The organism is Pikeienuella sp. (genome assembly GCF_046290545.1).
Taxonomy (GTDB): Bacteria; Pseudomonadota; Alphaproteobacteria; order Rhodobacterales; family Rhodobacteraceae; genus Pikeienuella.
This window is the reverse complement of record NZ_JBKAGV010000010.1, coordinates 14,562-39,130: the sequence shown is the minus strand read 5'-3', so window position 1 is coordinate 39,130 and position 24,569 is coordinate 14,562. Positions and strand designations below refer to the sequence as shown.

Below are 24,569 nucleotides of genomic sequence, written 5' to 3'. Positions count from 1 at the left end.
TCAGGTCGCCCGCGCCTCCCAGGCGCGGCGCGCCTCCTCGCAGAAGGCGACGGAAAAGACGACGTTGGACCAATCCCGCGCCGGGGGCTTGGGCGCCGGCGCGCTGCGGGACACCAAACGAAGCAGACGGGCCTCGGAGGCGGAGGTCTCTGCGGGGCGGGAGACGGCGGGGGCGGCCATGACATACTCCTCGACTTCTGTCGCACACGCGCGGCGTCCCCGGGGGCTGGAATGCGGCGCTCTCATGGCGAACATCTGTCGATCCTGTGAGCCGTTGTGAAGGGGCGAGCGAGCGCAACTGTGCGGAGTCGCACGTCTTTTCACCGGGCTGTCACGCTTGGGCCGCCTGGAGCGTGACGCGCGTCACGTATTGTCACGAAGCCGTCTCACGGCGCGACGATCGGCTCCGCTTTCAGGTCTGGATCGCGCGGGGTGATTCCCGCGAAGAGCGAGCCATGCTCGAACCAGCTCCTCGGCGCCGGCGCTCCCCATAGCGTCTGACGCTGCGGGTCCTTCAGGTCCCAGTGGATCGGTTCGTGGTCCGGGTCCACAGTTTGGTAGTCGGAGCAGTAGATCTCGATCCGGTGCCCGTTCGGGTCGAGGATGTAGAGGAAGAAGGCGTTGGAAATGCCGTGTCGCCCCGGCCCGCGCTCGATGTTCGTGACATAGCCGGTGGTGGACATGAGATCGAGCAGGTCGATGACGTTGAGCGGCGTCGGAACCCAAAAAGCGGTGTGATGGAGCCGCGGCCCGAGGCCGTTGGTGAAAGCGATGTCGTGGACGCCGCCTTTCCTGTGCATCCAGGCCGCCCATAGCTTTTTCGTCGCGGCGTCCTCGGTGTATTCGGTGGTCCGGAAACCGAGCGCCGTCCAGAAGGACACGCTCTCGTCCACATTCGGCGAGAAACAGTTGAAATGGTCGATCCGGAGGGGCTTTACTCCGCGATAGAGCGCGTATTCCTGGTGAATGGTCGGGAGCCGGTCCATCCGCGCATAGAACTCGATCGGCGTTCCGTGAAGGTCGGAAGAGGCGAGGGTGCGACCCTGAAACGGTCGCTCCACCCATTCGAGCGGGCGGCCCATCGCCGCTAGCGTCTCCGCCGCTCGATCAAGATCGGCCTCCTCCCAGACCTTGAAGGCGAGATGGTTTGCCCGCGCCTCCTTCGCCTCCCGAAGGACGACGCAGTGATGCCCGCGTTCCTCCATGGCCCGGAGGTAAAGGCAACCGTCGGCCTCCGCCGTCACGTGCAGCCCGAGCGTCTCAGCCCAGAACGCGCGGGACGCTGCCAGGTCCGTCACATCGAATACCGTATGCGAGAGGCGAACGGTGTTGAAGGGCGGATGGAGGAGCGAAGCGGGAAGGGGCATGAGTTTCTCCTTCAGGCTCCAAGCCGCGGGATCGGGTGCCGGCCCATGGCGAAGCCGACATGTTTTTGCTCCATGTAGAACTCGAAGGACCAGTCGCCGCCGTCCCGCCCGATCCCGCTCGCCTTCACGCCGCCAAAGGGCGTCGGCAGATGTCGGGCATTTTCCGAATTAACCCAGATCATTCCGGCCTCCAGCTCAGAGGTCACGCGAAGCGCGCGTGACAGGTTCTCCGTCCATACATAGGCGGTGAGCCCGTATTGAACGCCGTTGGCGATCTCCACAGCCTCAGCCTCCGCCTCAAAGGGAATTGCGGTGAGGACGGGGCCGAAAATCTCCTCCTGCGCGATGGCCATGTCGGGCCGGGCGCCGGTGAAGAGTGTCGGCCTAACATAGCAGCCGGGGCCGGGAAGGCGCTCCCCGCCCGCCGCTATGGTCGCACCTTCCGCCTTCGCCTTGTCAAAATAGGAGGCGACCTTCGCGACATGGACGGGATGGATGAGCGGCCCCACCTCCGTCGCCGGGTCGAGCGGATGGCCGACGCGGATGCGGTTCGCCCTCTCCGCGAGCCGCGCCGTGAACTCGTCATGGATGGATGCCTCGACGAGAAGGCGGGAAGAGGAGGTGCAGCGCTCCCCGTTCAGAGACCAGATCATGAAGGCGGCGGCGTCCAGCGCGCGCTCGAAATCCGCATCCGCGAAGACGATGCAGGGATTCTTGCCCCCAAGCTCGAAATGGACGCGCTTCAACGTATCCGAGCCTTGCCGCATGATCATGGAGCCGGTGCGGCTCTCTCCGACGAAAGCGATAGCCCGGATAAGGGGGTGCTCCGTCAGCGCCTTGCCAGCCTCCTCGCCGAAGCCTTGCACAAGGTTGAGCACGCCAGGCGGAAGCCCAGCCTCTTCCGCGATCTCGCTGAGTATGCGGGCGGTTATGGGTGAGAATTCCGCCGGCTTGTGAACCACCGTGCATCCCGCTGCGAGGGCCGGCGCGATCTTCCAGGTGGAGAGCATGAAGGGCGTGTTCCACGGCGTGATGACGCCCACGGGGCCGATGGGAACGCGCGTCGTTACGTTCATAAGCGTCGGCGAGGGGAGGTTCAGCCCGTCCCGCGCGCTCTCGGCCCGGTCCGCGAAGAAGCGGAAATTCTCCGCCCCGCGCAGCGCGGCCTTGGACATGAAGCGGAGCGCCTGCCCGGTGTCGAGGCATTCGAGGGAGGCGATTTCCTCCGCCCGCGCCACGATCCCGTCCGCAATCCGGTGGAGGATGCGCTTGCGCTCCGCCCCTGCCATGTCCCGCCATGCCGGGAAGGCGGCCTTCGCCGCGCGCGCCGCCGCGTCGATCTCCGCCGCGCCCCCGCGGGCGACGCGGACGAGGAGGGAGCCGTCATGCGGGGAGGTCGTGTCGAACCAGTCCGCCCCGGCGACATCCGCGCCGCCGATCCGGTGCCGCACACCGCTTTCGCGGAAGCGGGCGAGATGCGTCTCGGCCTTCGCCAGATTGACCTCAAGCGCGCTCATGACTTGCTCCTCGCCTGAAGGTGTTCGTGGATTGAGTTGAAGCGCTTGATCGAAAGCTCCGGATCGAACTCCCGCATTTCGAGGGAGAGGGCGAAGGCGCTCCCCGCCGCGCAGGGCTTCAGGAACGCCGCCGCCGCCGTATAGATCGCCTCTGCCGCAGCCTTCCGCGCCTCGAGGCTTCGGCCGGCGCCGAGCCGCACGACGATGTCCATGAACTGATGCGGGCCGCCATCCGCCACGAGGCAGACATCCGCCTTATGCCCGCGCACGCGGATTCCGCCGAGGGGGAAAAGCCCTGTGGTCGCCATCGCATCCCGCATCGCGGCGGCGAAGGCCGGAAGGTCCGCCAGGGTCTCGAGACCGGGGCTATACTCGAAGGAGAGATGGGGCATGTTGACCCTTTTCACTTAACGCGTTAAGCAAATATGCGTCCCTGACAGACCTGTCAAGCGAGGCTCCGATGAAGATATGCAGGTTCGACGCCGGCGCCGGCTGGCGGCTCGGCGCGGTGGTCGAGGGCGGGGTCGCGGACCTCACGGCGCGGTTCGGCCTCGCCGATCTCACCGCGATGATCCGCGCGGGGGCGCCGCTCGCCCTGCCCCGCGCGCCGGATGCGCCGGCGGATGCGATCCGGCTCGACCAGCCGATGCCGGAGGCGCGGCGGATCTTCTGCATCGGCGTCAACTACATGAATCGGAACGAGGAATACCGGGACGGATCGGAGGCGCCCGCCCATCCCTCGATCTTCGTGCGAAGCCCGCTCAGCTTCACCGGGCCGGACATGCCCCTGATCCGCCCGCCGGAATCCGAGCAGCTCGACTATGAGGGGGAGATCGTGCTCGTCATCGGGAAGCCGGGCCGCCGCATCCCGCAAAGCCGGGCGATGGAGCATGTCTTCGGCCTCACGCTCATGAACGAGGGCACGATCCGGGACTGGGTGCGCCACGGCAAGTTCAACGTGACGCAAGGCAAGAACTGGGACCGCACAGGCGCCATCGGACCCTGGGTGGAGACTGACCTTTCCGGCCTCGACGAGACCGACATGCGCATCGAGACGCGGGTGAACGGGGAGCTCCGGCAGGCGGACACGACCGCCTCCATGGCCTTTCCCTTCGCGAAGATCATTGAATATGTCTCCACCTTCACGGAGATTGGGGCCGGGGACCTGATCGCCACCGGCACGCCCACGGGCGCCGGCGCGCGGTTCGATCCGCCGCGCTGGCTGAAGCCGGGGGATGTGATCGAGGTGAGCGCGCCCGGCATCGGTGTGTTGAGGAACGGGGTGACCGACGAATGAAGCCCGAGACGATCGAAGCCCTCGCCTCTGCCTATAACGAGGCGGAGCGCACGCGGGTTCAGGTGCGCCAGCCGAGCCTTGACCATCCAGAAATGACCATCGCCGACGGCTACGCCGTCCAGCGCGCCTGGGTCGGGATGAAGCTGGCGCGGGGCGAGCGGATCATCGGCCACAAGATCGGCCTCACCTCCCGCGCCATGCAGCAGGCGAGCCAGATCGACGAGCCGGACTACGGCGCCTTGCTCGACACGATGGTGATAGACGACGGCGCCGTCATCGCGGCGAACCGCTTCATCCGGCCCCGGTTCGAGGTCGAGCTAGGCTTCTGGCTGAAATCGCGGCTCGAAGGGCCCGACGTGACGATCTTCGACGTGCTGGAGGCCACAGCATGGATGGTCCCGGCTTTCGAGGTGATCGACGCCCGCTGCCACCAGAATGACCCGGCCACAGGCCGGCCGAGGAAGGTGCAGGACACGATCTCGGACAACGCTGCCAACGCCGGGGTCATCTGGGGCGGGCGGCCGATGCGGCCGGATGCGGTTGACCTCGCCTGGATTCCGGGCGTCCTCTACCGCAATGGCGTGGTGGAGGAGACGGGCGTCGCCGCCGGCGTGCTCGGCCATCCGGCGAAGGGCATCGTCTGGCTCGTCCGCCGCCTCGCGGCGCAGGGCGTCGCGCTGGAGCCGGGCCAGTTCGTCCTTTCCGGAAGTTTCACGAGGCCGGTCGTCGGCCTTCCGGGCGACACATTCGCCTGCGATTTCGGGCCGCTCGGCGCCGTCACCTGCTCCATAACGAAGGAAACGTCATGAACCCGTTCAAGGACCGGCTGAAGACCGGCGAGCCGCTCTACGGCATCTTCCTCGGCCTCGCCCATCCGCTGGCTTCGGAAGTCTCGGCCCCGGCGGGATTCGACTGGCTGCTGATCGACGGGGAGCATGCGCCAAACGACCTCGACTCCATCGTCGCCCAGGCGAACGCGCTGGCGCGGCACGATCCTGCCGTCTTCGTCCGGATCCGGGACCGAGACCCGGCCCATCTGAAGCAGTTGCTCGACGTCGGCATCCGCAACTTTCTCGTGCCCGTCGTGGACACGAAGGAGCAGGCGGAGGCGCTGGCCGTCGCCACGTGCTATCCGCCGGAGGGGAATCGCGGCGTGGGCATGCTCGGCGCGCGGGCCACGAATTTCGGCCGCAACCCCGGCTACCTGAAAGACGCCAACAAGGATATCTGTCTGCTCGTCCAGATCGAGACGCGGCTCGCCCTCTCCAACATGGAGGCGATCATGGGCGTCGAGGGGATCGACGGCGTCTTCTTCGGCCCTGCCGACCTCTCAGCCGATTTCGGCCATATCGGCCAGCCCGGCCACCCGGAGGTGGAGGCGGCGATCCTCGACGGCATCCGCCGCGCCCGCGCCGCAGGCAAGGCGGCCGGCGTGATGACGCTCGACGACCGGCTGATCGCGACCTACCGGGACGCCGGTGCGAACTACCTCTCCATCGGGCTCGACACCAACCTTCTCGCGAAGGCGGCCGATGCGCTCGCCGCGAAATGGAAGGGCTGACAGGGGCGCCCCATGACGCTCTCATGACCTCCATGCGCCGCCGCATCCATTCGACGCTCGCCGAGGTCGCCGAGGCTGCCGAAGCGGCGGAGGCGCTTTGCGCGGACGCGGGCGCGGACGAGAGCCAGGCGCTCCGCATCGGCCTCGCGCTGGACGAACTGGCGGCCAACGCCCTCGTCCACGGCGCGGTGCGGGAGGAGGCGCCGGACATTCTTGTGGAGGTATGGACCGACGAGAGCGAGCTGACGCTCCGCGTCTCCGCCTCCGGTCCGCGTTTTGACCCGCGGGAGCCGCGGGAGACGCCGGAAGCCTTCGCCGGGGGAGGCCGAGGGCTCGCCCTTGTCCTCGCCTTCGCAGACCGGCTGACCTACGAGCGGGACGGGAACCGGAACGTCACCACCTTCACCGTCGCCAAGCGCGGAGAGCCGGAGGTGGAATGAGGCGAAGATTAGACATAGTCTTGACGCATCGCGCGGGCTCGCGCGCCGTGCGCAGCGAAATCGGAAGGAGAGGACGGCCTTGAAGGACGCTGACAAGCGCTTTCCTTTCCGCTGTGAGACGCGTGGCGACGTGACCGTCCTTCACTGCGGCGCGACGCATTACCATGCGGACAGCTTCGCGCCACTTGGTCGGGCGCTAAGCGCCGCGGTGGAACAGGCCGGGCAGGGCGGGCTTGTCATAGATCTCTCAGGCGTTGTCCTCTTCTCCTCGACCGCCCTCCGTGCGCTCCGCGCGGCGCATCTTGAGCGGGAGAGGCAGGGCGGGCGGATTGTGGCGGCGGGGGGCGGAGAGCTTGTCTCCGGCGTCCTCAAATTCGCCCCGTTCATTCCGCATTATCAGAGCCTTGAGGAGGCCGTTGCCGCCGCAGGGCGCGGGGCTGCCGGATGAAAGGGGCTGACATGAAAACGCTGATAGCCGCGGCTCTGATGGCCGGCGCCACCCTTCCCGCCGCCGCCTCGACGGAGACCGTGCGGAGCCTCTGCCAAGTGGAAGTTCCGGCTGAGGAAGCCGCCTTCCCCGCGCGGCGGGGAGAGACGGTCGGCTTTGTGAAGCGCGCGGAAGGCCAGGTGAAGGTGCTCCGACCGAAGCCGGGCGGATTCGAGGAACTCGATGCGAAAGTGGGCATGGACCTTTTCGCGGCCGACGCGGTAGCGACCGGCGCAAACGGGGCCTTCGACGCCATTTTCACCGACAATACAACGCTGACCGGCGTGGCAGACACCTGCGTGGAGATATCCACCTATGTCTACCGCGCGGCTGAGAAGACAGGCGAGTTCCGGATGCGGCTCGGCCGCGGCGTCGTTTCCGTTGCGGCGGGCGACGTGGCGAAGAGCGGGGCCGACCGCATGAGCGTGAGGATCAGGAACGACACGAACCTCGCAGTGACGGGCACGCGGATCGTGATAAGGGCGAAGTGACATGATCGCACGGTGGGGGGGATTGAGCTTGTTGATGCTGGCGCTCGGCGCTTGCGTCGCTGACTCTACGGGGCGGCTCGGGCCGAGCCAGTGGGATCCGGAAGCCGTCGCGGCCCGCCTCGGCGCTCCCGCGGGCGACCCTTGGTGCGCCCATATGGAAGGGCTACGCGCCCATCTCGACGGGGCCGGCCCCGGCCCTTCCGACGAGGCGCGCGAGGCTGCGCTGGAGGTCGTGCGAGCGGAGCGCAACGACCCGCTTTGGCCCTTCCGCAAGGCGCTGATCTGCGAATACACGACCAGCGCGGCGGAAGAGGCGGCGGTGTTCGAATGGGTCACGGTCGCCCAGTTCCTCGAAGCGGCGGAGGCGGCCGCCGTCGCGGAGCCCGACGGGATCAATCCGCTCGTCCCCGTCTTCGACCATCTCTCCGGCGACGAGCCCGAAAGCCTCGCGCCGGTAGACCTGACCGAACCTGCATATTGCGACACCTACGAAACCGCCAACCTCGCCCTGTCCCAGCAGCGCGGCGGGGTGGTTCAGGCGGTCGGCTTTCCCGGCTCCCTCCGCCGCGCGCCGGACTGGTTCGCACAGATTCAGGTAGCCTATCACCGCTGGGGTCGGGAGGTGCAGGAGCGCCGGCGCCTTGCGGGCGAGCGTGTGGCTCTCGGCGATGCGCCCTTCCATTGCCGCCGCTTCCACGCCGCGCTGGCCGGGAGCCAGGACTTCGCGATCAAGGACAACCTGATCTTCCTCCTCCCCGAACTCGACGACCCGGAGGCGGCGGGGCGGCTCGTCGTGCAGGATGCGGAGGGGCGCGAGATCGTGCTCGACCGGGTGCTCGCAGCGGCGCAGCTCGACGTGGGCGGGACGGGCGGCGAGCGCGTGGACTTCTTCGCGGAGGACCTCGCCGCCGCACCTGGCCTCCGCTCGGCGGTCGACCGGACGAACGCCCTGCCCCCGCCCAAGGTCTTCACCATCCTCTTCGGCTACAACGAGGCTGCACCGCTGGCGAAAGACGTGCAGCTGCAGTTCCTCGCCGCCGAACTTTCCGACCGCGACCCTGCGGAACCGCTCCGGATCGCGCTCTCCGGCCACGCAGATTGCGTCGGCCCAAACTGGTACAACACGATCCTCTCGGAACGGCGGGCGCAGGCGGTGTTCGACGGGACAATCCGCCCCGTCCTCCTCGCGCGCGGCTTCTCCGAGGAGGCGTTGGCGGACCCGCGGCGGTTCAAGCTCGTCGGCCTCGGGGAGACGGCGCCGGCGGTGGAGCCCGAGGGCCGCTGCGCTGCGACGGACGAGAACCGCCGCGTCGTCGTCGTTGTGCAATAGCGAAGAGACCGTCGCGCAACTGACGAAAAGCCGTGATCCGCCCGTAACAGGGCCAGGTTATCCACAGGCTCGAGGCGAAACGGCTCCGGCCAACGGAGCCTCGGGCGGGTGGTCAGGCGATGAAGACGGGTTCCGGCTCTTCGGGCGCGCGCGGCGCGCTCTCCGCGATGACGAACGGCTGGTTCTGGCTCCGGTTCGGACTCGCGCTCACGAGCCGCGCCTTTCCCGGACTGGCGGCATGGCTACTCCACGGTATCTACAGCCGCCCTGCCCTCACCCGCTATTACACCCGCAGCGAGCGAGCGCTGCTGCGCGAGGCTGCGATGCTCCTTTCCGGCGCCGAGAGGCTCGACACGCGAGTGAAGACGGGCCGGCGCGCCGGCCTCCTCCGCGCCTATCGCTTCCGCGCATGCGGCGAGACGCGCGGCCTCGTCCTCCTCCTCCACGGCTGGACGGCGGATAGCCGCGCGATGGCGGGCTTCGTCGCGCCGCTGGTAGAGGCGGGCTATGACGCGCTGGCGGTGGACCTCCCTGCCCATGGCGGCTCCTCCGGCCTCGTAACCGATGCGGAGAGCGGCGCAGCGGCGGTGCGCACGATGCTGACGGAGCGGGGGCTCGCGCCCGATCATGTGATCGCACACAGTTTCGGCGGGGCCGTCGCTTCCGTCCTCGCCGGAGCCGGGATCACGCCGCGCGCATATGTCTCGCTCTCCGCGCCAACGGCGATGACGGCGGCGCTGGAGGAACTGGCGAAAGCCTTCGCCCTAGCCCCCGCGGCCCGAACCCGCCTTCTCGCCCGCGCCCGGCGCGCGGCGGGCAAGCCGCTGCATGAATATGATGTGCAGCGCATCTGGCGCGCCCGCGCTTCCTCGATCCTCGCGCTCCATGCGCCGGAGGACGAATCGGTGAGCTTCTCCCATGCCGAACGCTGGCGCGGTCTGCCCAACGCCCGCCTCTCGCTGGCCCACGGCGTCGGTCACCGGGAGATCGTGTTCCACGAGGACTCCGTCGCCGCTGCGCTGGCGCATATTCTCCACGTAGACAGGACAGGCGGCGCAGCGGCCTGAGCGGCCCTTGCCCGGCGCGCACCCTCCCCCTAGTCTTCGGCCATGAAGATCGCGAGCTTCAACATCAACGGCGTGAAGGCGCGCCTCCCCGCCCTGCTTGAGTGGCTGCGCGAGGCGGCGCCGGACGTAGTGATTACGCAGGAGATAAAGAGCGTCGACGAAGCCTTTCCGCGCGAGCCGATCGAGGATCTCGGTTACAATGTCGAGACGCATGGGCAGAAGGGCTTCAACGGCGTAGCGATCCTTTCGAAGCGCCCGCTGGAGGATCTGACGCGCGGCCTCCCCGGCGATCCGGAGGACGAGCAGGCGCGCTGGATCGAGGCGACGGTTTCGGGGGATGCGGGCGCGCTCCGGCTCTGCGGGCTCTACCTGCCGAACGGCAACCCGGCGCCGGGGCCGAAATACGAATACAAGCTTGCCTGGATGGAGCGTCTCCACGCCCGCTGCGCCGAACTCGTGGCGGCAGAGGAGGCGGCGGTGATCGGCGGCGACTACAACGTGATCCCGCAGGCGGAGGACGTGCACGACCCGGCGGCCTGGGCCGGGGACGCGCTCTATCTTTACGAGACGCGCGCCGCCTATCGCCGCCTCCTCTCCCTCGGCCTGACGGACGCATTCCGCGCCTTCGAGCCGAGGCCGGGGCAGTACACGTTCTGGGATTATCAGGCCGGCGCCTGGCCCCGTAACAGGGGCATCCGCATCGACCATCTGCTGCTCACGCCGCAGGCGGCGGACCGGCTGAAGGACTGCCGGATCGACCGCGGGCCGCGGGGCGGGGAAAAGCCCTCGGACCATACGCCGATCTGGGCGGAGGTGGAGGTTTAGGGGATGCGTGACGAACTTGTATCGCTCGAAGAGTGCAAGTCGAGAGTCGAAGCCTTGAGGTGCGAGCTGATTGTAGGCGAGCGATCCGGCGAGGCCGAGCCGCTCGATATCGAGAAGTAAATTGCGGAGAGGCGCGGCGGCGCATGCGCCAGCTGATCTGGGCCTAGTCAGAAATTCGAGCATGTATCGCGAGAATCTCTTTTTCGGGAGTAAAGTGCCTCGAAGAACACTAAAGTGTTTGCTTCTGTGCTTTTGATATTCTCGTTGGCCGGATGCGCTACGGGTTCGGCTGTCGCGATTGGCGAACGTCGTCCCGCAGTATCTCCTCATCAAGTTAAGTTATACTCTGAGAAGCCCGATCGATCGACAGTGATTGGCATCGCAACAGCCTCAAGCGACGCAGGCATCACCGACCAACAGTCCATCGACTACGCTCTGGAGGAGTTGAAGGTTCAGGCTGCGAAAATTGGTGCGAACGGTGTCGTGCTCGAATCCGTGGGGGATACTACGAGCGGCTTCTATGTGGTTGGCAACGTAGGGCTGCCGATGACCGCGAAGACACTCTCAGGGCAAGCAATATTTGTTCCAGAATAAGTATCGCCCTGAACAAATCTTGGGCCCTCCCCCTCCCCCCGCATCGCCTCCGCCGCGCCCCTCACAATCCCCGCCACCTCCTGCAACTGCCCCGCCAGCGGGCTCGTCCGCCGCCAGATCATGCCGATGGTCCGCCGCGGCCTCGGCTCGGCGAAGCGGGTCACCGCCACCGCTGCGGAGCGGGTCTCCACCGCGGCGGCCATGTCCGGGATGAGCGTGACGCCGATCCCCGCCCCGACCATCTGCACGAGGGTCGAAAGCGAGCTTCCGTCCAGCAATTCCCGCGGCGGCGCCGGCTTCATCGCGCAGAAGGCGAGCGCCTGGTCGCGGAAGCAATGGCCCTCTTCGAGCAGCAGTAGCCGCATCTCGCGGAGCGCCGCAGGCCCCGGCGCGGGCTTGCCGGCCTCGGAGACGGGGCGCACGAGGAGGAATTCCTCGGAGAAGAGCGGCGCCTCCTCGAAGGCGGATTCGGAGACCGGAAGGGCGACGATGGCGGCGTCGAGCCGGCCCTCCGAGAGTTCCTCCATCAGCTTCGGCGTCACCGTCTCGCGCACATGGATGTCGAGCGCGGCGCTCGCCGCGGTCAGGTCGGCCACGATCCGCGGCAGGAGATAGGGCGCGACGGTCGGGATCACGCCGAGGCGGAGCCGACCGCTCAGGCTCCCCTGCGCGGCGCGGGCGAGATCCTCCAGCTCGTCGATGGAGCGGAGGATCGCCCGCGCCCGGGCGCCGAACCGCTCGCCGAACCCTGTGAGGGAGACGTGCCGCACCCCCCGTTCAAAGAGAGGCGCGCCAAGCCCCTCCTCCAGCTCCTTGATCTGCATGGAGAGCGCAGGCTGGGAGACGGAGCACGCCTCCGCCGCCCGGCCGAAATGCCCGTGCCGGGCAAGCGCGTCAAAATACCGGAGCTGACGGATGGTGAGGTTCTTCATCAGTCAATCTTATCACTGCAATCAGGAAACACAACTTCCGCTAATCATCCAGGTCTGCTACCACCCGCCGCGATGGAGGAAGGATTCGCCGCCCGCGTGCGCCGCGCCCCTCTCCTCCCGCGCTGAACGAATGCAGCCAGAATCGGAGAGCGACATGGACGGAAACGATATCGGCGGCGGCAAATGCCCCTTCACCGGCGGCGCCAGCGTCAGCTTCGGCGCCCGCTCGAATGCGGATTGGTGGCCGAACCAACTCAACCTGCGCATCCTGCATCAGAATTCCGCCCTGTCGGACCCGATGGACAAGGGCTTCGACTACGCGCAGGCGTTCAAGGCGCTGGATCTCGCGGCGGTGAAGCACGACCTCACTGCGCTCATGACGGATTCGAAACCGTGGTGGCCGGCCGACTACGGGCACTACGGGCCGTTCTTCATCCGCATGGCGTGGCACAGCGCCGGCACCTACCGCACTGGCGACGGGCGCGGCGGCGCCGGCGCCGGCTCGCAGCGCTTCGCGCCGCTCAACTCGTGGCCGGACAACGGCAATCTCGACAAGGCGCGTCGCCTGCTTTGGCCGATCAAGCAGAAATACGGCAAGGCGCTTTCCTGGGCCGACCTGATGATCCTCGCCGGCAACGTCGCCATCGAATCGATGGGCGGGCGGACTTTCGGATTCGGCGGCGGCCGCGCCGATATCTGGGAGCCGGAGGAGGACGTCTACTGGGGCGCCGAGGCCGAATGGCTCGCGACGTCGGACAAGCCGAACAGCCGCTATTCCGGCGAGCGCGATCTAGAGAACCCGCTCGCTGCAGTGCAGATGGGCCTCATTTACGTCAACCCGGAAGGGCCTGACGGCAAGCCCGATCCGCTCGCCTCCGCGCATGACATCCGCGTGACCTTCGCGCGCATGGCGATGAACGATTACGAGACGGTTGCGCTCACCGCCGGCGGCCACACGTTCGGCAAGGCCCACGGCGCCGGCCCGGCGGACCATGTCGGCCCCGAGCCGGAAGGCGCGCCGCTTGAAGCCATGGGCATGGGCTGGCTCAGCTCCTACAAGAGCGGCAAGGGCTCCGACGCTATCACCAGCGGCATTGAGGGCGCGTGGACGGCGAACCCGACGAAATGGGACATGGGCTATTTCGACGTCCTCTTCGGCTACGAGTGGGAGTTGGTGAAGAGCCCCGCCGGCGCCTGGCAGTGGGCGGCAAAGGACCTGAAGCAGGACGACATGGCGCCGGACGCGGAGGACGCCTCCAAGCGCGTTCCGCTGATGATGACGACCGCGGACATGGCGATGCGGATGGATCCGGCCTACGAGAAGATCTCCCGCCATTTCCACAAGAACCCGGACGAGTTCGCGGACGCCTTCGCCCGCGCCTGGTTCAAGCTGACGCATCGCGACATGGGCCCGAAGGTCCGCTATCTCGGCGCCGAGGTGCCGGCGGAGGACCTGATCTGGCAGGATCCGGTCCCCGCCGTCGACCATCCGCTCATCGACGCGGCCGATGCGAAAGCGCTGAAGGCGAAAATCCTCGCCACGGGCCTGCCGACCGTCGAGCTCGTGAAGGCCGCCTGGGCCTCCGCCTCCACCTTCCGCGGGTCGGACAAGCGCGGCGGCGCCAACGGCGCGCGCCTCCGGCTCGCCCCGCAGAAGGACTGGGAGGTGAACGAGCCCGAGACGCTCGGCAAGGTCCTCTCGGCGCTTGATGTCGTGAAGGCCGAGTACGACGCCTCGGCGACGGGCGGCAAGCGCGTCTCGATCGCCGATCTCGTCGTCCTCGCCGGCTGCGCCGGGGTCGAGGCGGCGGCGAAGGCGGCAGGGCATGAGATCGAAGTCCCGTTCGCGCCCGGCCGCACCGATGCGACGGCGGAGCAGACGGACGTCGAGTCTTTCGAGGTGCTGGAGCCAGCGGCGGACGGGTTCCGCAACTACCAGAGCCGGGAATTCTCCGTCTCCGCCGAGGAGATGCTCATCGACCGCGCCCAACTCCTGACGCTGACGGCCCCGGAGATGACGGCGCTGATCGGCGGCATGCGGGCGATGGGCGCGAATTTCGGCGGGACGAAGCACGGCGTTCTGACGGACCGGCCCGGCGCGCTGACGACGGACTTCTTCGTCAACCTGCTCGACGACGGCACCGAGTGGAAACCCGCCGCCTCCCGCGGGCTCTACGAAGGGAAGGACCGGGCGACGGGCGCCGTGAAGTGGACGGGTACGCGGGTCGACCTCGTCTTCGGCTCGAACTCGCAGCTGCGGGCGCTGGCGGAGGTCTACGCCTCCGCCGATGCGGGCGAGACGTTCGTGAAGGACTTCGTCGCCGCCTGGGCGAAGGTGATGAACGCGGACCGGTTCGACCTCGCCTGAGGCGGAGCCGGGCGAAATCGAAGGGGCGGCGCCGGGCGCCGCCACTTCTCCATTCAGACGCCCGCGAGCGCGGCGATGTTGATGAGCCCGCGCGTCGTCGCCGCCGGGGTCACGATGTGGGCCTTCCCGTCGAGCCCCATCAGGATCGGGCCGACGCCCATGCCCTTGCCCACCGTCTTCAGGAGGTTGCGGGCGACGGAGGCGGCGGAGGCGTTCGGCATGACGAGGAGGTTGGCGGCCCCCTTCAGCCGGCTCTCGGGGAAGATGCGGGCGCGGATTTCCGGGTCCATCGCCGTGTCGGCGTGCATCTCGCCCTCATACTGGAAGTCGGCCCCGGCCGCGTCCATCAACTCCACCGCGCGGCGCATCTTCGCCGCCTCTGGCTGGTTCACCGAGCCGAAATTCGAGTTCGAGATGAAGGCCGCCTTCGGCTCCTGGTTGAAGTCCCGCATCACGGCGGCGGAGGCGAGGGCGATCTCCACGATCTGCTCGGCGGTCGGGTCCTCGTGCACGTGGCTGTCCGCGATGAAGAGCGGCCCCGAATCCATGATGAGGAGGGAGAGCGCGCCAATCGGATGCCGCCCCTCCCGCGCCAGCACGTCCGTCACGTAGCGGAGATGCCAACTATACTCGCCGAAGAGGCCGCAGATCATGCTGTCCGCCTCTCCGCGATGGACCATGACGGCGGCGATGGCGGTCGTGTTCGTGCGGATGATCGCCTTGGCGAGATCGGCGGAGACGCCATCCCGCTTCTTCAGCTCGTAATAGGCGCTCCAGTATTCGAAATAGCGGGGGTCGTCCTCCGGGTTCACTAGCTCGAAATCGACGCCGGCCTTCAGGGCGATGCCCATCTTGTCCAGCCGGTCCTGCACCACGGCGGGGCGGCCGATGAGGATCGGCTTGTCCACGCCGTCCTGGATCATGTTCTGCGCGCAGCGGAGCGCCCGCTCGTCCTCCCCCTCCGCGAAGGCGATGCGGCGCGAGCTCTGCATCGCGCGCTCGAAGATCGGGCGCATGGCGAAGCCGGTGCGGAAGACGGAGGAGAGGAGGTTCTTCCGGTACCCCTCCACATCCGCGAGCGGGCGGCGCGCCACGCCCGTCTCCATCGCCGTCTTCGCCACGGCGGTGGCGACGACGGAGAGAAGCCGCGGGTCGAAGGGCTTGGGGATCAGGTAGTCCGGCCCGAAGACGAGGTTCTCCCCCGCATAGGCCGCCGCCGCCTCCGCCGTGGAGGGCGCGCGCGCCAGCTCCGCGATGGCGTGGACGCAGGCGACCTTCATCGCCTCGTTGATCTCCGTCGCGCCGACGTCCAGCGCGCCGCGGAAGATGAACGGAAAGCAGAGGACGTTGTTGACCTGGTTGGGATAATCCGACCGCCCGGTGGCGATCAGCGCGTCGGGAACCGCATCCCGCGCCACGTCCGGCATGATTTCGGGGATCGGGTTGGCGAGGCCGAAGATGATCGGATGCGGCGCCATGGTCTTCACCATCTCCGCCGTCAGCATGCCGGGCGCCGAGACGCCGAGGAACATGTCCGCGCCCTTCACCGCGTCGGCCAGCGTTCGCGCCTCCGTCTCGATCGCGAAGATCTCCTTCTCCGGCGTCAGGTCCGGCCGGCCCTTGTAGATGACGCCCTTCCGGTCGCAGACGATCACGTTCTCCCGCCTCACGCCGAGCGTGACGAGAAGGTTGATGCAGGCCGTGCCCGCCGCGCCGCCGCCCGAAACGGTCAGCCTGATGTCATCGAACCGCTTGCCACCGATCTTCAGCGCGTTGACGGCGGCGGCGCAGCAGACGATGGCGGTGCCGTGCTGGTCGTCATGGAAGACGGGGATGTTCATCCGCTCCTTGCAGATGCGCTCCACCTCGAAACATTCGGGGGCCTTGATGTCCTCCAGGTTCACCGCGCCGAAGGTCGGCTCCAGCGCGATGACGATTTCGGCGAGCTTCTTCGGGTCGGTCTCGTTAACCTCGATGTCGAAACAGTCTATATTCGCGAACTTCTTGAAGAGCGCGGCCTTGCCTTCCATCACGGGTTTTGAGGCGAGCGCGCCGATATTGCCGAGTCCGAGGACGGCCGTGCCGTTCGAGACGACGGCGACGAGATTGCCCTTGCCAGTATAGCGCGCGGCGTTGGCCGGCTCCTGCTCTATGGCGGTGCAGGCGTCGGCAACGCCCGGCGAATAGGCGAGGGAGAGATCGCGCGAGGTCGCCATCGGCTTGGTGACACGGACCTCCAGCTTCCCGGGTCGCCCCTCCTCATGGTAGCGTAGCGCGTCCTCACGCAGTTGCGCGCGCGCGTTGTTGCGGGCCTCGTCGGCGCTCGTTCCGGTCATGGCGTTCCCCTCTTCGCGTTTTCCGCTTGTCCGCAGTCTAGACCCGGAAACGGGCGGCGCGCCAGCGCGGGCTTCAGAAGAGGAAGTCTTCCTCCCCGAACTCCGCGGCGTTCTGTTTCTCGAAGAGGATTGACCCGCGGGAATAGGCGACGAGCACATCGTCTCCCCGTTGCTCGATCGCGAGCGCGTCGAACCCCGCGACGCCCCGCTTGAACTCAACGACATCCACTCCCTGCTGAAAATGGCGGATCACATCGGCGCCGTCGCCCGGCTTGAAGAGGAAGCGATCGGCTCCGCCGCCTCCTTTGAGCGTGTCGGCGCCCTTCGCGCCCTCAATCCGGTCAGCGCCGGCGCCGCCGGCGAGAAAGTCGCCGCCGCCGCCGCCGTGCAGCAGATCGTCGGCTCCTTGACCGAACAGCCGGTCAGCGCCGCCGCCGCCCTTGACGGAGTCGCCGCCGCCGCCGCCGCGCAGGACATCGTCGCCAGACTGACCGAGCAACGTGTCGTCTCCGGCCAGCCCGCGAACAGTGTCGTTCCCGGCGCCGGCCGCCATCCGTTCTGCGGATGCGCTGCCTCTCATAGCGTCGTCGCCGCCGGTCGGCCCTCCTGGCGCATCCCCCCATAGAGGCCCTTCGACGGTGGGCGGCGAAACATCAGGGGGCGGCGCTTCTGGGATGGCGGCGGGTGGGGTAGCCACCGGCGGCGGGGTCGCATTCGGGGGCGCCACCACTGGGGCGGAGACCCCGGGCGCGTCCGGACGGGGCATGACAACCGGGGGGGGCGTTAGGGTCGGCGTGGTGTCATCAGGCGTCGTATCAAGTGGCGGGGTCGTTACCGTTGGGGGTGTGGTGACAGGAGGCGTGACGGGCGGGAGTTCCGGAGGCGTGGCCTCATAGGAGCCGAGATCACGGAGCCCGAAGTCAGACGCGGCGCCGATACCCGGCTGATCCGCCGCCGACATGCGGCGCGCATCCGTTGCCGGCGCTGCAGCGCTGCCCGAGGCGTCAAGCGCCAGGTTGAGCTCGGAGACGAGCAGCGCGACCGTCCGTACGGGCCCGCCATTATCCGCGAGAACACCTCCATGGGTTCCGGCGCCAAGGGCCTGCGTCGTAGCAAAGACCGTGCGTGAATCAGCGATCACGAGGCTTGAATCATCTCTAGCGAGAACGGCGGCGGAGGCGCCGACGAGGGTCGTTCCCTCGGCGAGCAGCACGCCCGACTGTCGAACGAGAATCTCGTCGTTGCCTCGGTCGGCATTCTCCGCTCCCCTGTTGCCGAGGATCAGGCTGTCGCTCGTCTCCAGCCGCTCCGAGAAAGCCAAGCCGCCGCCGTTGGAGCCGCCGTTCGCTGTGCTTGTCGCCACGTTTGCGGTGATCGTGCTGTTGACCAGCCGAACGATCTCGCCGGAAACGCCGCCGCCCTCGGAGGCGAGGCCGGTCGTGCGGTTCCAGGCGATCGTGGCGTTGACGAGCAAGACCGTCTCGCCCGCAACGGCTCCGCCCGATGAGGCATAACCGTTGGTGGCATTGCCACAGAACGTGCTGTCGATCAGCGTTACGCGGTCACCGAAGACGCCGCCGCCCGCAGCAAAGAAGCCGCCGGTGCTGTTGCCAGCGACTGTGACCGAATCCAGAGTGATGGCCCCCGCCGCACGTATCGCGCCGCCGGTCTCTCCGGCTCCTTCCGTTCGCCCTCCGGTAAGGGTCAACCCGCGCAGCATAGAGCCGTCGGCCGAGGCGACGAGGTCGAAGAGACGCATGTTGTCGCCGAGCGTCGTCGCCGATGCTTCGACATCCGTCAGGCCTGCGGGGTCGGTGAAATCGTTGCCGAGCCGGTCGCCGCTCACCGTGATCGCGCCGCCGCCATCTATCGTCACCCTATCGGAGACCTCGATCTCTCCTTGCGTCAGACGCAGTATCCCGGAGAGGCTTTCTGCGAACAGGATCAGGTCGTCTCCCGGCGTCGCATTCGCGAGCGCCACTGCCTCGCGCAGCGAGAGCCCTGTTCCGCCCGGCGAAGCTTCGGTCGCGTCGACGTTCGATTCGTCGACGAGCGTTGTCACCGTGAATATCGTCATCTTCGCCCTTCTGGCTCCGCGACGCTAACGCAGCGTCGGCACGGGCAGAAAAGGGTCCGTAGGTTGAGAACCGGTAAGCGCGCTGCGAGAAACGTCTCAAATTGCGTCGAGTCGGCGTCAGAAGATGAAGTCCTCCTCCCCGAACGCAGCGGCGTCCTGGTTCGCGAAGAGGATCGAGCCGCGCAAATAACTAAGCAGGACATCATCGCCTTGTTGCGTGATGGTCAGATCTTCGATGCCGGAAACCCCGCGCTTGAACTCCACAAGGTCCACACCCTGCTGGAAGCGCTGGATCACGTCGGAGCCGTCGCCAGGCGCGAAGCGGAAAACGTCTGCGCTTGCCCCGCCGATCAAGGTGTCGGCGCCCCTGCCGCCGTCGATCCTGTCCGCGCTTGCCCCGCCGATCAGCCGGTCGGAGCCGCCGCCGCCTTTCAGATCGTCCCGGCCGCCGCCGCCCTTCAGGGTGTCGTCATCGCCCTGGCCGAGCAGCCGATCCGATCCGCCCCCGCCATTAAGTCTGTCAGCCCCGCCGGCGCCCCTCAACACGTCGTCGCCTTGCTGACCGAGAAGCGTATCGTCCCCGCCCAGCCCACGAACCGTATCATCGCCGGCGCGCGCGGCGATGCGATCCGGGCCGTTTGTTCCAGTCAGGACGTCGTCGCCGGGAGTTGGGCCCGACGTCGGAGGCGCCGGGTCCGGCGTCACAGGCCCCGGCGCATCAGGCCCGGGTGCGACGGGATCGGGATCGGGATCGACGGGGCCAGGATCGACGAGGCCAGGTTCAATCTCGGCCAGTAGAGCGGAAAGCGTGCGCTGACCGTCTGTGAAAAGGAAGAATTCGACATCCGCTACGGTGTTTGTCTCTCCGTTGCGGGAGACAGTCAGCTCCGCCCCGTTGCGTATCACCGCGAAAGCGGAGAGCGCGGCGCCGAATTCCAGCGTGTCCGTCCCCGTCCCGCCGTCGATCCGGTTGACGCCGGGGCCGGCCTCGAACCGGTCGTTGCCCGCCCCGCCGACCATCGTGTCGTTCCCCGGCGAGAGGATGAAAACGTCGTTTCCGTTCCCGCCTTCGATCCGTTGCGCGCCGGGGGCTCCGACGAGCGTGTCGTTCCCCTCCCCACCGATGAGCGTGTCGCCGGCGCTTCCGGCGACGAGCCGGTCATTCCCGCCACGCCCGTCGATCCGGTTCGCCCGCAGGTCCGAGGCGGAGATCGTGTCGTTCCCGGACGTTCCCTCCGCATCGTCGATCTGGGTGAGCGTGATCCGGAGCCCGGCGCGGACGGTCTGCGCGATCCCCTCCCGCTCCATGGCGAGATTGACCGGGCCGGACTCGCCGAAGGCGATCACGTCCCGCCCCGTATCGGCGGCGCCGGCGCCGGCCCCGGCGATGGCGAGGTCGCCGGAGACGGCGATGAGCCGGTCCGAACCCGAGCCGCCCCGGATCGTCGCCTCGCCGCGGGCGAGGATCGTGTCGTCCCCCGCCCCGCCGTCGACGGTCGTATCGTAGGAATCGGGGACGCCTGCGAGCGCCGAGGCGGTGACGATGTAGTCGTCCCCCCCGGCGCCCTCGATGCTGTCGCGCCCGCCGAAGCCGATGAGGATGTTGTCCCCGCTGTTGCCGATCAGCGTGTCGTTCCCGCGCGTGCCCTCCAGACCCTCGATGTTCTCGATGGTGAGGGTCAGGCCGGGGGCGGGGCCGATCAGGGGCGAGTCGAGCCGGCCGTAGACGCCCTGCTGCCCCGTATCCGGCCCGGAGTTGCGGAAGGAGATGATGTCCCGCCCCGCGCCGCCGAGGATGACGTGATTGCCTGTGAGGTCGGTCAGGTAGATGAGGTCTTCCCCGGCGCCGCCATAGGCGCGGAGGACGGAGGCGCCACCAAGCGCGATGTTGTCGTTCCCGGCCCCGCCGAAGATCGTATCGAAACCGTAAATGCTGCCATAGATCACGTCGTCGCCGTCGAAGCCGAAGAGAAGGCGGCCGCCGCTTGTGTCGTAGCGGTTGTTGATTGCGGGGGGCGTATCCGGATCGAAATTGTCGCCGAGCGGTCCGCCGCCGGCGCCTAAGCGCACCGCGTCCCGCCCCTGGCCGCCGAACCGTTCGAGAATGCCGATGACTTCCTGCCCCGGCTGGCCGTTAACGCTCAGGGCCGCGCCACCGGAACCGCCGTCCACGATTCCGAGCCTGATCCCTGCCGCGTACGGGGTGGGAGCAGTTTCGGCGAAGGAGACGGCGAGGGCGCCGACGCGCCCGACGCCGCCTTCGGTCCCGAGCGAGCTGAACGCGCTCGCCTCGATCATGCCCTCGTTGAGCACGCCGATCACGGCGGCGCCGCCATCGCCGCCCGGAATTCCGGCGACCCCGTTGCCACCGCTCCCGCCGAACGCGGTTCCACCCTGAAATCCGAGCATGTCGATCGACAGCGTTCCGCGGTTCAGCACCCCGAAAATGGCGTCGCCGCCATCGACGGTGAGTGAGCCGTAACTGCCTCGAACGACGCCTCCAGCGAAGGCGACCTCGCTCACCGTGAGGGTCGCTCCCGCGTAGTTGTGAACCGTAGCGGCGGTCTGAGAGTTGACGGCGGTGACGAAGGTGTCGAGAATACTGACATTGGTCAGCGTCAGCGTCCCGCGGTTGGCGATGGGAGAGACCACGCCCGAAGCCGTCGCCCCCTCCATGACGGCGCTGAGCCGGAGCGAGTTGAGCGTCAGGCTCGCGCCCGTCTCGACAGTCACGAGCCCGCCGTTCAGGTTGCGGATCGAGATGTCGGTCGAGCCGTCCCCGTCCACATCGCCGGTGACGGTGATCGCCCCGGCGTCGAGCCCCGCCGAGAGCGCTTCGGTGATCGTGACAGTGCCGCCCGCGAGGGACGCGGCGAAGGCGATGCTGTCCGCCTCCGGCGTCGCCTCCGCCGCCGCAAGCGCGGCGCGAAGGCTCCCCGCCCCGCTGTCATTCAGATTGGTGACGATAAAGTTAGCCATGGCGCGCCCACTCGACGGGTTACGCGGCGGAAATTGCCATGAACGGGCCGTTAATCAATCGCCAAGATGCACAGGGCGGCGGCCGTTCACCATGGTTTCCCCTTGTCAGACGCCGGCGCCCGCCCCGGCCATCAGCTTGCAGGTCTTGCAGGCGCCGCATTCCGCCCAGCCGCCCTCCCGCCGCACGGGCCGCCGGCAGGTCCAGCAGAGCCGGGCCAGCGGCCCGAGGTCCTCGATCTCCTGCGCCTTCGGGACGGGCGGGAGGAGGAAGAAGGGTGGCGGGGAATGCGGGTGGCAGTTCGCCGCCAGCGCCGCCTCGACATGGACGAAGCGCGCGGCGTCATGGCCCTCCTCGGCGCAGGTGCCGATGGTCCAGCGGTCCATCGGGCGGCCTCGGGCGCGATGATATGAATGGGCGCAGATGCCGGCCTCGAAGCCGACGCCCATGATGTCGAAGCCGAACCAGCGCATGTTGCGGTGGTCGATGGCCGTCTCCGACCACTGGAAGGGTCGGATCTTCCTGAGTTCGGGCACGAGCGCGCGGCAGGCGGCGGCCTCCGCCTCATGCCGCCCCTCCTCGTTGATGAAGTGGACATGATGGGCGAAGATTTCGTCATCCGTATCCCGGAGGAGGCGCATCAGCGTCCAGACGCTGTCCACCCCGCCCGAGACCATGACGAGGGTGGAACGCCGCGCGCTGTCTCCGGTGACGGTGATCGGCTCCATCTCAGCCGAAGGGCAGTTTCATCCCCGGCGGGAGAGGCAGGCCCTCGGTGATCTTCGCCATCTCCTCTGCGGCGCGGGCGCTCGCCTTTTCCTGCGCGTCCTTGACGGCGGCGACGATCAGGTCCTCCACCACCTCGCGCTCCTCGGGGACGAAGAGCGAGGGGTCGATGGAGAGGCCGCGGAGCGCGCCCTTCGCGGTGGCGCGCGCCTTCACGAGCCCGGCGCCGGCCTCGCCCTCGACCTCGATGCTTTCGAGCCGCTCATGCGCCTCCTGCACCTTGGCCTGCATCTGCTGGGCCTGCATCATCAGCTTGCCCATGTCGCCCAGTCCCTTGAACATCCGATCTCCTTTCCGCGGTCACTCCGCGAAGGGGTCCACCGGCGACCAGTCGTCGCCGAACTCGTCCTCGTCATAGGCTTCTTCCGGCGGGGGCGGCGGCGCGTCGGGCTCCGCCATCGCGCGCACCGCGGCGATGCGGGCGCCGGGGAAGGCTTCGAGCGCGGCGGCGACGAGGGGATGGCGCGCCACCGCGCCCGCCTCCTCCGCCTCCGCCCGCCGCCGGACCTCGGTGATGGAGGGCGCGCCCGGCGCGTCCGTGACGGAGACCATCCAGCGCGCGCCCGTCCAGGCCGCGAGCTTGGTCGAGAGCGTCTGCGCCAGTTCCGCCGGCGCGCCGGGGCCGGGGCAGAACTCGATCCGCCCCGGCGCGAAGCGGACGAGGCGGACGCAATCCTCCACGTCGGCCAACAGCTTCATGTCCCGCTTCTCACGGATGAGGGCGACGACCGCCTCCAGCGACTGGTAGGCGGAAAGCGCGTCCGGCGCAGACGCCGGGGCGAGCGCGGGCGCGAGCGCGGAGCCGACCGCGCGCGCCCCGCCCCCGCCGCCCGTGGGCGCAGGGCGCGGGCCGGGCGCGGCGGGCGCAGATGCAGCCTCACCCTTCAGCTCCTTCACGATCCGCTCCGGCGGCGGCAGTTCCGAGACATGGGTGAGGCGGATCACCGCCATCTCCGCCGCCATCATGGCGTTCGGCGCGCGGCCGACCTCCTCCATCGCCTTCAGCAGCATCTGCCACATCCGGGCGAGCGCCGGCATCTCCAGCGCGGCGGAGAGGGCGCGGCCGCGGTCCCGCTCGTCGGCGCCCACGGTCGGGTCGTCGGCATGGGCGGGGCTGATCTTCACCATGGAGATCCAGTGCGTCAGCTCCGCTAGGTCCCGCAGCACGGCGACCGGGTCCGCCCCCTCGGCGTATTGCCGCGAAAGCTCGCCCAGAGCTCCCGCCGCGTCCCCCCGCATGATCGCCTCGAAGAGGTCGATCACCCGCCCCCGGTCCGCCAGCCCGAGCATGGCGCGCACCGTCTCCGCCTCCACCGGCGCGTCGCGCCCGTCCGCCAGCGCCTGGTCGAGGAGGGAGAGCGCATCCCGCACCGAGCCCTCGGCGGCGCGGGTGATGAGAGCAAGCGCGCCCTCCGTCACCTTTGCGCCCTCGAGCCCGGCGATGCGCGCGAGATGCGCGATCATCGCCTCGGGCTCGATCCGCCGCAGGTCGAACCGCTGGCAGCGGGAGAGGACGGTGACGGGCACCTTCCGGATTTCGGTGGTGGCGAAGATGAACTTCACATGCGGCGGCGGCTCCTCCAGCGTCTTCAGAAGCGCGTTGAACGCGCTCACCGAAAGCATGTGGACCTCGTCGATGATATAGACCTTGTAGCGGGCGGAGGCGGCGCGGTAGCGCACCCCGTCAATCAGCTCCCGGATGTCGCCGACGCCGGTGCGGCTCGCCGCGTCCATCTCCTGCACGTCGACATGGCGGCCCTCCGCGATCTGACGGCAGGGCTCGCAGAGGCCACAGGGCGAGGTCGTGGGGCCGCCCTTCCCGTCCGGCCTGACGCAGTTCAGCCCCTTGGCGATGATCCGGGCGGTCGTGGTCTTTCCGACGCCGCGCACGCCTGTCATGATGAAGGCGTGGTGGATGCGGTCATGCGCGAAGGCGTTGGCGAGGACGCGCACCATAGCCTCCTGCCCGATCAGGTCGTCGAAATTCTGCGGCCGGTGCTTGCGCGCGAGCGCGAGATAGGGGCCGGCCTCTTCGACCTCGGGTTCGGCTTCGTCTGTCATCGGCTCCGGCGCGCTGGAATCGTCGGCCCGAGCCTATGAGCGGGGGCGGCGCCCCG

21 protein-coding genes and 1 pseudogene are annotated in these 24,569 nt (G+C 68.3%); 11 read left to right on the top strand and 11 right to left on the bottom strand.

The genetic code is table 11. The features are described from left to right. The 4 genes from ACE37J_RS08490 to ACE37J_RS08475 form a co-directional block, all read right to left on the bottom strand. Positions 1-180, bottom strand: a complete 180-nt coding sequence (locus ACE37J_RS08490) for a hypothetical protein (RefSeq protein ID WP_409710035.1) — start codon at positions 178-180, stop codon at positions 1-3. 206 nt (positions 181-386) lie between these two features. Beyond that, on the bottom strand, positions 387-1,367 hold the full coding sequence (gene hpaD, locus ACE37J_RS08485; RefSeq protein WP_409710032.1) for a 3,4-dihydroxyphenylacetate 2,3-dioxygenase: 981 nt from the start codon (positions 1,365-1,367) through the stop codon (positions 387-389). Positions 1,368-1,378: 11 nt separating this feature from the next. Next, the gene (gene hpaE / locus ACE37J_RS08480) at positions 1,379-2,884 is read right to left on the bottom strand and encodes a 5-carboxymethyl-2-hydroxymuconate semialdehyde dehydrogenase (RefSeq protein WP_409710029.1); all 1,506 of its coding nucleotides are present in this window, start codon (positions 2,882-2,884) and stop codon (positions 1,379-1,381) included. Then, complete coding sequence (locus ACE37J_RS08475) at positions 2,881-3,291, bottom strand: 5-carboxymethyl-2-hydroxymuconate isomerase (protein WP_409710026.1); 411 nt, start codon at positions 3,289-3,291, stop codon at positions 2,881-2,883. The genes hpaE and ACE37J_RS08475 overlap by 4 nt, the downstream gene beginning before the upstream one ends. Positions 3,292-3,344: 53 nt before the next feature. Between ACE37J_RS08475 and ACE37J_RS08470 the strand changes: the two genes are divergently transcribed. From ACE37J_RS08470 to ACE37J_RS08425, 10 genes are all read left to right on the top strand, one after another. Further along, a complete protein-coding gene (locus ACE37J_RS08470) occupies positions 3,345-4,181 on the top strand; it encodes a fumarylacetoacetate hydrolase family protein (RefSeq protein ID WP_409710023.1) in 837 nt (278 codons plus the stop codon). Next, positions 4,178-4,990 (top strand): 2-oxo-hept-4-ene-1,7-dioate hydratase, encoded by an 813-nt coding sequence (hpaH, locus tag ACE37J_RS08465; protein ID WP_409710019.1) that lies wholly within the window; start codon positions 4,178-4,180, stop codon positions 4,988-4,990. Before ACE37J_RS08470 ends, hpaH begins: the two co-directional genes overlap by 4 nt. Further along, on the top strand, positions 4,987-5,742 hold the full coding sequence (locus ACE37J_RS08460; RefSeq protein ID WP_409710016.1) for an HpcH/HpaI aldolase family protein: 756 nt from the start codon (positions 4,987-4,989) through the stop codon (positions 5,740-5,742). The genes hpaH and ACE37J_RS08460 overlap by 4 nt, the downstream gene beginning before the upstream one ends. Before the next feature lie 23 nt (positions 5,743-5,765). Further along, positions 5,766-6,182, top strand: coding sequence for an ATP-binding protein (locus ACE37J_RS08455; protein ID WP_409710013.1), 417 nt, complete (start codon positions 5,766-5,768; stop codon positions 6,180-6,182). A gap of 130 nt (positions 6,183-6,312) precedes the next feature. Next, a complete protein-coding gene (locus ACE37J_RS08450) occupies positions 6,313-6,630 on the top strand; it encodes a hypothetical protein (protein WP_409710010.1) in 318 nt (105 codons plus the stop codon). 11 nt (positions 6,631-6,641) lie between these two features. Beyond that, positions 6,642-7,160 (top strand): hypothetical protein, encoded by a 519-nt coding sequence (locus tag ACE37J_RS08445; RefSeq protein WP_409710007.1) that lies wholly within the window; start codon positions 6,642-6,644, stop codon positions 7,158-7,160. 1 nt (position 7,161) lies between these two features. Then, positions 7,162-8,490, top strand: coding sequence for an OmpA family protein (locus ACE37J_RS08440; RefSeq protein WP_409710004.1), 1,329 nt, complete (start codon positions 7,162-7,164; stop codon positions 8,488-8,490). Between the two features lie 119 nt (positions 8,491-8,609). Next, on the top strand, positions 8,610-9,557 hold the full coding sequence (locus ACE37J_RS08435) for an alpha/beta hydrolase (protein WP_409710001.1): 948 nt from the start codon (positions 8,610-8,612) through the stop codon (positions 9,555-9,557). A 42-nt stretch (positions 9,558-9,599) separates the two neighbouring features. Next, positions 9,600-10,382 carry an exodeoxyribonuclease III gene (gene xth / locus ACE37J_RS08430; RefSeq protein ID WP_409709998.1) on the top strand — a complete coding sequence of 261 codons (783 nt, stop codon included), beginning with the start codon at positions 9,600-9,602 and terminating at the stop codon, positions 10,380-10,382. A 3-nt stretch (positions 10,383-10,385) separates the two neighbouring features. Then, positions 10,386-10,502, top strand: coding sequence for a type II toxin-antitoxin system ParD family antitoxin (locus ACE37J_RS08425; protein WP_409709995.1), 117 nt, complete (start codon positions 10,386-10,388; stop codon positions 10,500-10,502). Between the two features lie 398 nt (positions 10,503-10,900). Here the strand turns inward: ACE37J_RS08425 and ACE37J_RS08420 are convergent, their stop codons facing one another. Continuing rightward, the gene (locus tag ACE37J_RS08420) at positions 10,901-11,908 is read right to left on the bottom strand and encodes a hydrogen peroxide-inducible genes activator (RefSeq protein ID WP_409709992.1); all 1,008 of its coding nucleotides are present in this window, start codon (positions 11,906-11,908) and stop codon (positions 10,901-10,903) included. A gap of 154 nt (positions 11,909-12,062) precedes the next feature. Between ACE37J_RS08420 and katG the strand changes: the two genes are divergently transcribed. Continuing rightward, entirely contained in the window at positions 12,063-14,276 is a 2,214-nt protein-coding gene (katG, locus tag ACE37J_RS08415; RefSeq protein ID WP_409709989.1) for a catalase/peroxidase HPI, read from the top strand. Positions 14,277-14,329: 53 nt separating this feature from the next. On the opposite strand, the gene ACE37J_RS08410 is transcribed toward katG, so the two are convergent. The 6 genes and pseudogenes from ACE37J_RS08410 to ACE37J_RS08385 form a co-directional block, all read right to left on the bottom strand. Further along, positions 14,330-16,612, bottom strand: a complete 2,283-nt coding sequence (locus ACE37J_RS08410) for an NADP-dependent malic enzyme (protein ID WP_409709986.1) — start codon at positions 16,610-16,612, stop codon at positions 14,330-14,332. A gap of 73 nt (positions 16,613-16,685) precedes the next feature. Next, a complete protein-coding gene (locus tag ACE37J_RS08405) occupies positions 16,686-18,689 on the bottom strand; it encodes a hypothetical protein (protein WP_409709983.1) in 2,004 nt (667 codons plus the stop codon). A gap of 117 nt (positions 18,690-18,806) precedes the next feature. Beyond that, positions 18,807-21,668 carry a hypothetical protein gene (locus ACE37J_RS08400; protein ID WP_409709980.1) on the bottom strand — a complete coding sequence of 954 codons (2,862 nt, stop codon included), beginning with the start codon at positions 21,666-21,668 and terminating at the stop codon, positions 18,807-18,809. A gap of 105 nt (positions 21,669-21,773) precedes the next feature. Beyond that, positions 21,774-22,394 (bottom strand): hypothetical protein, encoded by a 621-nt coding sequence (locus ACE37J_RS08395; RefSeq protein WP_409709977.1) that lies wholly within the window; start codon positions 22,392-22,394, stop codon positions 21,774-21,776. A 1-nt stretch (position 22,395) separates the two neighbouring features. Next, complete coding sequence (locus tag ACE37J_RS08390) at positions 22,396-22,734, bottom strand: YbaB/EbfC family nucleoid-associated protein (protein ID WP_409709974.1); 339 nt, start codon at positions 22,732-22,734, stop codon at positions 22,396-22,398. 18 nt (positions 22,735-22,752) lie between these two features. Further along, positions 22,753-24,546: pseudogene (locus ACE37J_RS08385) on the bottom strand (DNA polymerase III subunit gamma/tau); the annotation flags it as partial. Between the last annotated feature and the right edge of the window lie 23 nt (positions 24,547-24,569).

Coding starts and splice junctions, on each gene's coding strand:
- ACE37J_RS08490 (WP_409710035.1), bottom strand. CDS start 180: ATGGCCGCCCCCGCCGTCTCCCGCCCCGCAGAGACCTCCGCCTCCGAG.
- hpaD (WP_409710032.1), bottom strand. CDS start 1,367: ATGCCCCTTCCCGCTTCGCTCCTCCATCCGCCCTTCAACACCGTTCGC.
- hpaE (WP_409710029.1), bottom strand. CDS start 2,884: ATGAGCGCGCTTGAGGTCAATCTGGCGAAGGCCGAGACGCATCTCGCC.
- ACE37J_RS08470 (WP_409710023.1), top strand. CDS start 3,345: ATGAAGATATGCAGGTTCGACGCCGGCGCCGGCTGGCGGCTCGGCGCG.
- hpaH (WP_409710019.1), top strand. CDS start 4,178: ATGAAGCCCGAGACGATCGAAGCCCTCGCCTCTGCCTATAACGAGGCG.
- ACE37J_RS08460 (WP_409710016.1), top strand. CDS start 4,987: ATGAACCCGTTCAAGGACCGGCTGAAGACCGGCGAGCCGCTCTACGGC.
- ACE37J_RS08455 (WP_409710013.1), top strand. CDS start 5,766: ATGACCTCCATGCGCCGCCGCATCCATTCGACGCTCGCCGAGGTCGCC.
- ACE37J_RS08445 (WP_409710007.1), top strand. CDS start 6,642: ATGAAAACGCTGATAGCCGCGGCTCTGATGGCCGGCGCCACCCTTCCC.
- ACE37J_RS08440 (WP_409710004.1), top strand. CDS start 7,162: ATGATCGCACGGTGGGGGGGATTGAGCTTGTTGATGCTGGCGCTCGGC.
- ACE37J_RS08435 (WP_409710001.1), top strand. CDS start 8,610: ATGAAGACGGGTTCCGGCTCTTCGGGCGCGCGCGGCGCGCTCTCCGCG.
- xth (WP_409709998.1), top strand. CDS start 9,600: ATGAAGATCGCGAGCTTCAACATCAACGGCGTGAAGGCGCGCCTCCCC.
- ACE37J_RS08425 (WP_409709995.1), top strand. CDS start 10,386: ATGCGTGACGAACTTGTATCGCTCGAAGAGTGCAAGTCGAGAGTCGAA.
- ACE37J_RS08420 (WP_409709992.1), bottom strand. CDS start 11,908: ATGAAGAACCTCACCATCCGTCAGCTCCGGTATTTTGACGCGCTTGCC.
- katG (WP_409709989.1), top strand. CDS start 12,063: ATGGACGGAAACGATATCGGCGGCGGCAAATGCCCCTTCACCGGCGGC.
- ACE37J_RS08410 (WP_409709986.1), bottom strand. CDS start 16,612: ATGACCGGAACGAGCGCCGACGAGGCCCGCAACAACGCGCGCGCGCAA.
- ACE37J_RS08405 (WP_409709983.1), bottom strand. CDS start 18,689: ATGACGATATTCACGGTGACAACGCTCGTCGACGAATCGAACGTCGAC.
- ACE37J_RS08400 (WP_409709980.1), bottom strand. CDS start 21,668: ATGGCTAACTTTATCGTCACCAATCTGAATGACAGCGGGGCGGGGAGC.
- ACE37J_RS08395 (WP_409709977.1), bottom strand. CDS start 22,394: ATGGAGCCGATCACCGTCACCGGAGACAGCGCGCGGCGTTCCACCCTC.
- ACE37J_RS08390 (WP_409709974.1), bottom strand. CDS start 22,734: ATGTTCAAGGGACTGGGCGACATGGGCAAGCTGATGATGCAGGCCCAG.